Source organism: Streptomyces phytophilus (assembly GCF_013870535.1).
Lineage (GTDB): Bacteria > Actinomycetota > Actinomycetes > Streptomycetales > Streptomycetaceae > Streptomyces > Streptomyces phytophilus.
This window is the reverse complement of sequence record NZ_JACBXC010000132.1, coordinates 1-8,815: the sequence shown is the minus strand read 5'-3', so window position 1 is coordinate 8,815 and position 8,815 is coordinate 1. Positions and strand designations below refer to the sequence as shown.

The window sequence follows — 8,815 nt, the reverse complement described above, 5'->3', positions numbered from 1 at the left end:
ACCGGCGCCCGCGCGGCGCGCAGCTCCGCCACCGGATCCCCCGGCACCCCCGCCGCCTCCGGCGCCGCCTCCCAGTACCCGAGCCCCTCCTCGGCGGCGGCCAGCGCCGCGGCGTGCTCCCCGGCCCGTACGGCCCGCGCCGCGTCCTCGGCGCACCGCACGACGACCTCGGTGTCCACCTGCCCGGCCGCCAGCTCCAGCCGGTAGCCGGCCGCCGTACTCACGACGACCCCGGCCCCCACCTGCGCCCGCGCCCGCGACACCAGGATCCGCAGCGCATTGGCCGGATCGGCCGGCAACTCCTCGCCCCACAGCCCGTCCACGAGCCGCGCCACACTGCACCCGCCCCGCAGCTCCCCGGCGAGCAGGGCGAGCAGGCCGCGTACCCGCGGCGCGGTGATCTCCCGCCCCCGGAACGCGACGTGCGACAGAAAAGCCAGCTCGACGCGGGCGGTCACGGCCGGCGACCGACCCCGCCGCCCGGCCCCTGGCTCCGCCCCCGCACGACGTGCGGAACGGTGGTGTCGATCACGGCGGCTCCCTCCGGGAGGAACAGGTGTGCGCAGCCTATAGCGAGGGCTTACGGGCCACCGCACCGAAATCGTCGACCGCGGCGGGGGCACCGATGTCGGCGGCCTCGGGGCGCCACAGCGACACCGACACCAGCCCCGGCTCCAGCATCTCCAGCCCGTCGAAGAACCGGGCGAGCTGGGCGGGACTGCGGTTGATCCGGGGATTCTCACCGGCCTCGTTCCACTGCCGGATCATCTCCCGCATCGCCTCCGGCCGGAGGACCTCGGTGTCGTCGCACAGCACGAGGAAACTGCCCCCCGGCAACGCGGCCATCAGCCGCCCGACGATCCCGTACGCGGTGTCGTCGGTGACGTGCGCGATGGTCCCCAGCAGCACGAGGGCGACGGGCCGGCTCAGGTCCAGCGTCTTGCGCGCCCGGGCCAGGATGGCGTCGGGGTCGTGCAGATCGGCGTCGATGTAGTCGGTGGCGCCCTCGGGCGTCGAGGCGAGCAGCGCGCGGGCGTGGGCGAGGACGAGGGGATCGTGGTCGACGTAGACGACCCGGGAGCCGGGGGCGACGCGCTGGGCGACCTCGTGGGTGTTGTCGGCGGTGGGCAGCCCGGTGCCGATGTCGAGGAACTGCCGCACCCCGTGCTCGGCGGCAAGACACCGCACCGCCCGCTTCAGGAACCCCCGCTGGGCCCGCGCTATCTCCACGATCTGCGGATTCGCGGCGGCGATCTGGTCCCCGACCTCGCGATCGGGCCCGTAGTTGTCCTTGCCGCCGAGCCAGTAGTTCCAGATCCGCGCCGAATGCGGCACCGAGTCGTCGACCGGCGCGTGGTTCTCTCCCATGGCAGCCACCCCTCTGCGGCACGCGAGCAGTGCGCACAAGGTATCCCCGCCGACGCCCCGCGACGAGACGCCCGCCCCCGCTCAGCGCGGCACGAGCCGGAGGGTGGCGGCCTGGGCCTGCGGAGTCACGACGCTCCCGAAGATGTCCGCCGGATACCGCCCGTACTTCTCCCGGTACGCGGCATCCACCCGCGGAGTGAGGTCACCCCCCTCCGCCACATCCACGAAGGCGACATCCTTGTCGACCCCACCCGCCCGCACATGCCCCGCCAGCCGCGCCCGAGTCCCCCGGAACCACGGCCCCTGCGCACCCTTCACGGACCGGACGTAGACGTCGTCCCCATCACGCACGACCCACATGGTCACGGGATCCCGCAGACTGCCGTCACCGCGCAACGACTGAAGATTCAACTCCTCCGCGGTCCCGATCCGCTCAAGCTCCTCAGCAGTCCAATCCGCCATAACCACTCCTCCACTCACGCCCCCCGGGAACACCCATCAGTGCGGAATCTAGACGAGACGACCCACTCCCGCATTCCCACCCAGACTGGACAGGTGAATTCGGAGGAGACGCGAGCCGAAGTGGCTTGCTGCAGTTCAGAGGGAACACCGCGGAACCATCCCCGCACGGGCGGGGAGCGCACCCATTGACCTGCACCCTCTCCCGTTCCGGCGGCTGTTTTGCACCACTCCGGGCGACTCAAGTGTTTCCTCCCCTGTCGGATCCAAGTTCGGCGCCGCGGCCGACTCGCTGGCTCATGCACTGGAAACATCTCAAGGTGCTTCACTCGATGCGCCCTGTTCGGCGGTTACAACCCGCCCGAGCTCATACATCGCCGCAACGGCGTCGTGCCGTAAGTCGTCGATTTCCTGGGAAATGCGCAGAAGTGCGCGGAGCGATTCGTGATCGTCAAGCGGTTCGTTGCCTCGTAATCGAAGGTCGGCCTGTACTCGACTTCGTAGTTCCGGCCAGTGGATGGCCCATTCACCGATGTGCCAACGAATGTTGTCATCCAGAAAGCGGACCACAGGCTTCGTGCCGCTGACGAGGCGTTGTTCGGCAAGGCTCTGCCGCCCTATGCGGATACGTTCGATACGCCAGAGCATCGAAAAATACTCGTTGAGTACATCGTCGTTGAACTCTGCCAGCCCTCGCCGATAGAAGGATAAGCGGCTTCGTGTAGCGGATATCTCCGCCGAGGTCAGTTCTGTACTTAGGCTACGGGCCAGGTCGTAGCCCAGCTGCAGGTTCCGGCTGCGAAGTGCCCAGAAGGACAGGACGGCGGAGCTGACGGCGATGGCGGACGAAATAATTGTCAGATAGTTCACGTTGTTCGTCCTCCTCTGTCGTCTCGACGGAAGATCTCCGGGGTGCACCGACCCGGAAGCACCTCCACCCAGTGTCAGGCGAAGCGTGCCTCTTGGCATTTGAAGCTAGGTGCTCGCATTACGCGCCTGCATGGATTTTCACCATGCGCAGTCAGGGCGATTGGTTCGATTAGTTTGGAAGGGGCGTGATATCGAGTTGGTGCATGGGAACAGCCTAGCGAGAGGCGGCTCAGCATGTGGCAGATCCTGGGGAGTCGAGTCCGCGATGGTGTGCATGGCTGATCAGACCGGCGCAGGGATGTCTCTCGGCACGTGGGATCGTGGGGTCGGAGTTCCTACGAATCCAGTTGAGCCTTCACTTGCCATGACCCTCGGTTACTCCCACCGAAGGGGTTGCTGCAGTCCCGGGCCGGTCCGGCGGTGATCCACGCGTGCAGCTGCGTAACGTGCACCATCGCCGCGCACCTTGGGGTGCGCATCGGGTGTGAGCGTGAGCCTGGACAGCAGCCTCCTCGGCCACTGCTCATGGATGTGCTTCCTCCGTCCACGCCTCGTCCACACACTCTGAGGGAAGGCAGGTGCGGACGGCATCGAATGAGACGGATCGGGGTTTCGAACCCGGGGACGCGGACGGCCCCGGGCCTGCGTAGTTGCAGGTCAGGGGCCGTTTCGTGGTGGTGGCGGCGCCAGGATTCGAACCTGGGAAGGCTGAGCCGGCAGATTTACAGTCTGCTCCCTTTGGCCACTCGGGCACACCGCCTAGGGATGCCGCCTGGTCCGGCCGCTGGGGCCGCCTGGCAACGTCGTAAACCATACCCGATGGCCGGGGGTGGTTCGCCACTCGGTTGTGGGGCTCGTGGGTCGGGTGGGGTGGCTAGGCTGGGGCACGGCCCCGGGGACCGGGGTGCGGTATCAGGGAACCAGTGCACGAGGAGCGCACCGAAGATGGCCGACTCCAGTTTCGACATCGTCTCGAAGGTCGATCGGCAGGAGGTCGACAACGCTCTCAACCAGGCCGCCAAGGAGATCTCGCAGCGCTACGACTTCAAGGGTGTCGGCGCCGCCATCGCCTGGTCCGGGGAGCGGATCGAGATCCGGGCCAACGCCGAGGAGCGGGCCAAGGCCGTGCTGGACATCTTCCAGTCCAAGCTGGTCAAGCGGGGGATCTCGCTGAAGGCCCTGGAGTCGGGGGAGCCGCAGGCGTCCGGGAAGGAGTACAAGCTGTACTCCACCGTCAAGGAGGGCATCTCCCAGGACGACGCCAAGAAGCTGGCGAAGATCGTCCGCGACGAGGGGCCCAAGGGGATCAAGGCGCAGGTGCAGGGTGACGAGTTGCGCGTGACCTCCAAGAGCCGGGACTCGCTGCAGGAGGTCATCTCCCTCCTCAAGGGCAAGGACCTCGACTTCGCCGTGCAGTTCGTCAACTACCGTTAGCTTCCATCTTTCGTGACGGCCCGTCGGTTCCTTCGGTGGGCCGTTTCGACTGTTCGGGACCGGTGGCTGCCAGGCTGATGGCCCGGCTGTCCGTCGGCTCCGGTGGTCCGCAAGCGGGGCCGGCGCGGACACGCGGGTACGACCCGATGCGTTCCTTCACCTCGAAAGTGCCCCCGGCTGTGGCGGGAGCAAGGGCCTGGACAATCCCTATTACCGCAGGTCAGAGGCGCTTCCTGCTATTCTGGTCGCTTGCTGGCACTGCGCGGGGCCGGACCCGGTCGGGCCCGCGCGGACAGCCAGCGCGGAACGGAGGTGCGAGGGTGCGGCGGCGGCAGACGGGAGGGGCGCTCCTGGCCGGTGGTGGCGTCCTCGTCGGGGGGTTACAGGGGGCCTCCGGCGTATCGCTGCCCGGCGGGTGGGCCGTCTTCGGGGCGTTGGCCCTGGCCGGAGGCGGCGTTGCCGCCTGGGGCGGTTGGCGGCAGGAAGCCGCGCCCGCCGCCCGGGGCCGGCTGCCCGCGCCGGAACCCGGCGCCGTCCCGGCGTGGTTCGTGGACCGCGAGGAGCGGCGGCGGGCCGAGGACGCGGTGTGCGAGCGCGGGTCGACGGTGGGCATCACCACGTCGCTTTGGGGCGCGGGGGGCTTCGGCAAGACCACGCTCGCGGAGATGGTGTGCGCCGGCCCGCGGGTGCGCAAACGGTATGAGGGCGGGGTGTACCGCTTCACGATCGGCCGGGAGGTACGGGGCCGGGCGGACATCACCGCGCGGGTCGCCGAGATCACGCGGTTCGTCACCGGGGACACCGAGCAGTTCACCGACCCGGCCGACGCCGGGCGCCACCTGGGCCGGCTGCTCGACCAGCGCAAGCCGGTCCTGCTGCTCCTCGACGACGTGTGGACGGCCGAGCAGTTGGACCCCTTCCTCCACGGTGGCAGGCAGTGCCTCCGTCTCGTCACCACCCGCGTTCCGGCCCTGCTGCCCGCCGGAGCCCGCGCGATCCAGGTCGACCAGATGACGCTCGATCAGGCCCGTACGGTCCTGACGTGGGAACTCGACGACCTCCCCCCGCGGACCACCGGCGCCCTGCTGGACACCACCGGCCGCTGGCCCCTGCTCCTCCGCCTCGTGAACCGGCAGATCCGAGCACGCGTCGACACCGGGCAGAGTCCGGCCGGGGCCGCCGAGGAGGTACTGCAGGAGCTACGTCTCCACGGGCCCCAGGGAGTTGACCCCAGGCGCGGCACCGTCGACGTGGACCGCCCGGAGGAACGCCGGCGCGCGGTCTCCGCCACCGTCGAGGCGGCCACCGGGCTGCTGCCCCGGGGCGGCAGGGCGCGGTTCGCGGAGCTCGCGGTCTTCGCGGAGGACGAGGCCGTGCCCCTGCCGCTGATCACCCGCCTCTGGGCGGCCACCGGCGGGCTGAGCGAACGCGACTCCCGTCTTCTGTGCGGCGAGTTGGCAGGGCTGTCCCTCCTCTCGCTCACCCCGGAGAACGGCGGGCGCGTCAGCCTGCACGACGTGATCCGCGACTACCTCCTCAGCACCCACCCCCCGCTCCGGCTCGCCGCGCTCAACCGGCAGCTGCCCGACGCCGCGGCCGAGGGCCTTCCCGACGCGGAACCGCCGCGCGGGTACGGGGGGACCTCCTACGCCGCGTGGTGGGAGCTGGAGGACGGCTACCTCCAGGACCACCTGATCGAGCACCTGGTGGCGGGGGAACGCGTCGAGTTGGCCGAGGCCGTCGCCAGTGACCTGCGGTGGGTGGAGCAGCGCCTGATCCACCATGGCGCCAACGCGCCCGTACGCGACCTGAGTCAGATCCCCACCGGCCTTGCCGGAGCCCGCGCCCGCGCGCTGGCGCAGTGCACCCACCTCCTGGCCCCCACCGACCCGGCCCCGCTCGTGCTCAACACCCTGTACAGCAGGATGGCGTTCTCCCCGCCCTGGAGCGGCCGGACCACCGACCGCCTGCCCGCCTCTCCCGTACGGCCCCTCCTGGCCGACACCGTCTCCCCACCCGACCTCCCCGACCAAGCCCTGCTCACCACTCTGACCGGCCACACGTGGGAGGTGCTGTCGGTGGCGATCTCCCCCGACGCCACCTGGCTCGCCTCCGCCGGCGACCAGACGGTCCGCCTGTGGGACCGCGTGAGCGGCGCCTGCACCGCAACGCTCACCGGCCACACCACCACCGTCAATACGGTGGCGATCTCCCCCGACGGCACCTGGCTCGCCAGTGGTGACGCGGACGGGGCGGTGCGGCTGTGGGACCGCGCCAGCGGCAGTTGCACCGCCACCCTCACCGGCCACACGGCTCGGGTGACATCGGTGGCGATCTCGCCGGAAGGGACCTGGCTCGCCACCGCCGGTGACGACGCGAAGGTGCGGCTGTGGTCCCGGATCAGCGGCAAGTGCATCGCCACCCTCGACGACTTCGACGGAAAGCCGGAATCGATGGCGATCTCCCCGGACGCCCGCTGGCTCCTCGTGTGCGCGGACAAGAAGATGCACCGCTGGTCGCCCACCACCGGCACGGCCACGTTCCGCCTCGCCGGCTACGCGGCAGGGGGGCCGTCACTGGCGATCTCCCCCGACGGGGCATGGCACGCCGCCGGCTCCGCGGACGGGACGGTAACGCTGGCCGGTGGTGGCTGGTGCGAACAAGGAACCGCCACCGGCCGCACCGTCGACGCCGCCCCGGTGACATCGGCGGCGATCTCCCTCGCCCGCCGCCTGGGCACGGCCCGCAGAGCGGACCTGACGCCCCTCTCGTGGGACCCCGCTGATCCCCGCCCCATCGACCTCACCGGCAACCCCGACACGGTGCAAGCGGCGGCCTTCTCCGCTGACGGCATCCTGCTCGCCACCGGCGACGACATGGGGAACGTCCGCCTGTGGGACCGTGCCACCGGCGAGTGCATCGGCACCCGCACCGGCCACACCAAGCGAGTGCACTCGGTGGTGTTCTCCCCTGACGGGACCTGGCTGGCCTCCGCCGGCGCCGATGCGACGGTGCGGCTGTGGGACTTGTACACCGCACCTGACGCGGATGCCTCGGCGAGCAGGCCCGCTGCGGGGGCGCCGCGCCGGACGACCGCACGGCCGCGAGGCGGGCCCGGAGCCGCGGGCGACGCCTTCACCGGCCACAGCGGCCGGGTCTCGGTGGCGGTCTCACCGGACGGCACGTGGCTCGCCACCGCCGACGCGACGGGGAACGTACGCCTGTGGGACCGCACCACCGGCGACTGCACGGCCACCCTCTTCGACGTTCCCAGCGGTACCCATGTATCAGGCCGCACCTCCCGGGTCTCGGTCGCGATCTCGCCGGACGGCTCCTGGCTGGCCACCAGCGACAGGCCGGGGCGCCTGCGGCTGTGGGACCCCGCCGGCGGCCTGTGCCGCATCCTCCGCGGCGGGCACCCGCTCGGGCCGGTGGCGATCTCTCCCGACGGTCTGTGGCTCGCGGTCGGTGACGACAAGGAGTTGTCGTTGTGGGACAGCCGTACCCACAGATGTACCGCCGTCCTCACCGGTCACACACGCGCGGTGACATCGGTGGCGATCTCCCCCGACGGCACCAGAGTGGCCACCGCGGGTGAGGACGCGACCGTACGTGTGTGGGACGTGGCGTCGGGCGCGTACACCATCACGGTCAATGCCCGTCGAGTGCACTCGGTGGTGTTCTCCCCTGACGGGACCTGGCTGGCCTCCGCCGGCAACGACGGGGCCGTACGCCTGTGGGACTCGATGACCGGCCAATCCACGGCCGTGCTCACCGGCCACGCCGACCGCGTGAACGCGCTGGCGGTCTCACCTGACGGCCACTGGCTCGCCACCGTGGTCCCGGGCGGGGAGATCCAGGTGTGGAACGTCCACGACTTGAGCCTCGCGACGCTCGTACGCACCGACGACGAGCTGACGGGCTGCGCCTGGGCGGGCCGCACCCCGGTCCTCGCCGCCGCGGGCAGCCGCGGCCAGCACCTCTTCGAGCTACGCCACCTGGGCGGCACCGGCAATCGCGGAGGCCGCCGATCAGCGGCAGCCGGCGAAGGCTGACTCCGCTGATCAGCGTTGCTGTCCAGGGAAGATCGCAGAGGGTGCGCGGCAGGCGGCCGGGGCCGCGGTCACGGTTCCAGGTAGCGCAGGATGGCCAGGACCCTGCGGCTGTAGCCCTCCGTGCGGCCCAGGTCCAGCTTGTCGAAGATCGCGTTGGCGTGCTTCTCCACCGCGCTCTGGGAGACGTGCAGCCGGGTCGCGATCGCCGCGTTGGTGTGGCCCTGGGCCATGCGGTCCAGGACCTCGCGTTCGCGGGGGGTCAGGCGGTCCAGCGGGTGGGTACGGGTGCTGTGGGTGAGGAGGCGGCGTACGACCTCGGGGTCGAGGGCCGTGCCGCCCGCGGCCACGCGGTCCAGGGCGTCGAGGAACTCGTCGACCTCGACCACGCGGTCCTTCAGCAGGTACCCGACCCCGCCCGTGCTGCCGGTGACCAACTCCGTGGCGTAGCGCCGCTCGACGTACTGCGAGAGCACCAGCACCCCCGTCTCCGGCCACCGTTCGCGGATCTCCAGTGCCGCGCGCAGGCCGTCGTCGGAGTGGCCCGGGGGCATGCGGACGTCGACGACCGCGACGTCCGGGGGGTCGGCGGCGACCGCGGCGACCAGGGCGGGGGCGTCGCCGACGGCGGC

The 8,815-nt window shown here is 70.8% G+C and carries 7 protein-coding genes and 1 tRNA gene; 2 read left to right on the top strand and 6 right to left on the bottom strand.

Annotated features, from left to right (window positions below):
* The 5 genes from H5J30_RS09880 to H5J30_RS09860 all read right to left on the bottom strand — a co-directional run.
* Nucleotides 1-458, bottom strand: a 458-nt coding sequence (locus tag H5J30_RS09880; RefSeq protein WP_508470409.1) for an AfsR/SARP family transcriptional regulator, incomplete at its 3' end; no start/stop codon positions are given.
* Nucleotides 459-567: 109 nt separating this feature from the next.
* Nucleotides 568-1,368, bottom strand: coding sequence for an SAM-dependent methyltransferase (locus H5J30_RS09875; RefSeq protein ID WP_181787046.1), 801 nt, complete (start codon nucleotides 1,366-1,368; stop codon nucleotides 568-570).
* Between the two features lie 81 nt (nucleotides 1,369-1,449).
* Entirely contained in the window at nucleotides 1,450-1,830 is a 381-nt protein-coding gene (locus H5J30_RS09870) for a DUF2255 family protein (protein ID WP_181787045.1), read from the bottom strand.
* 312 nt (nucleotides 1,831-2,142) lie between these two features.
* Entirely contained in the window at nucleotides 2,143-2,697 is a 555-nt protein-coding gene (locus tag H5J30_RS09865; protein WP_181787044.1) for a hypothetical protein, read from the bottom strand.
* A gap of 675 nt (nucleotides 2,698-3,372) precedes the next feature.
* Nucleotides 3,373-3,457, bottom strand: a tRNA-Tyr gene (locus H5J30_RS09860).
* A gap of 185 nt (nucleotides 3,458-3,642) precedes the next feature.
* Between H5J30_RS09860 and H5J30_RS09855 the strand changes: the two genes are divergently transcribed.
* Nucleotides 3,643-4,131, top strand: coding sequence for a YajQ family cyclic di-GMP-binding protein (locus H5J30_RS09855; RefSeq protein ID WP_181787043.1), 489 nt, complete (start codon nucleotides 3,643-3,645; stop codon nucleotides 4,129-4,131).
* Between the two features lie 434 nt (nucleotides 4,132-4,565).
* Nucleotides 4,566-8,186: an NB-ARC domain-containing protein gene (locus H5J30_RS09850; protein WP_181787042.1), complete on the top strand. Its 3,621-nt coding sequence runs from the start codon at nucleotides 4,566-4,568 to the stop codon at nucleotides 8,184-8,186.
* 68 nt (nucleotides 8,187-8,254) lie between these two features.
* On the opposite strand, the gene H5J30_RS09845 is transcribed toward H5J30_RS09850, so the two are convergent.
* The coding region (locus H5J30_RS09845; RefSeq protein WP_181787041.1) for a LuxR C-terminal-related transcriptional regulator at nucleotides 8,255-8,815 on the bottom strand (561 nt) is incomplete at its 5' end.

Coding starts and splice junctions, on each gene's coding strand:
- H5J30_RS09875 (WP_181787046.1), bottom strand. CDS start 1,368: ATGGGAGAGAACCACGCGCCGGTCGACGACTCGGTGCCGCATTCGGCG.
- H5J30_RS09870 (WP_181787045.1), bottom strand. CDS start 1,830: ATGGCGGATTGGACTGCTGAGGAGCTTGAGCGGATCGGGACCGCGGAG.
- H5J30_RS09855 (WP_181787043.1), top strand. CDS start 3,643: ATGGCCGACTCCAGTTTCGACATCGTCTCGAAGGTCGATCGGCAGGAG.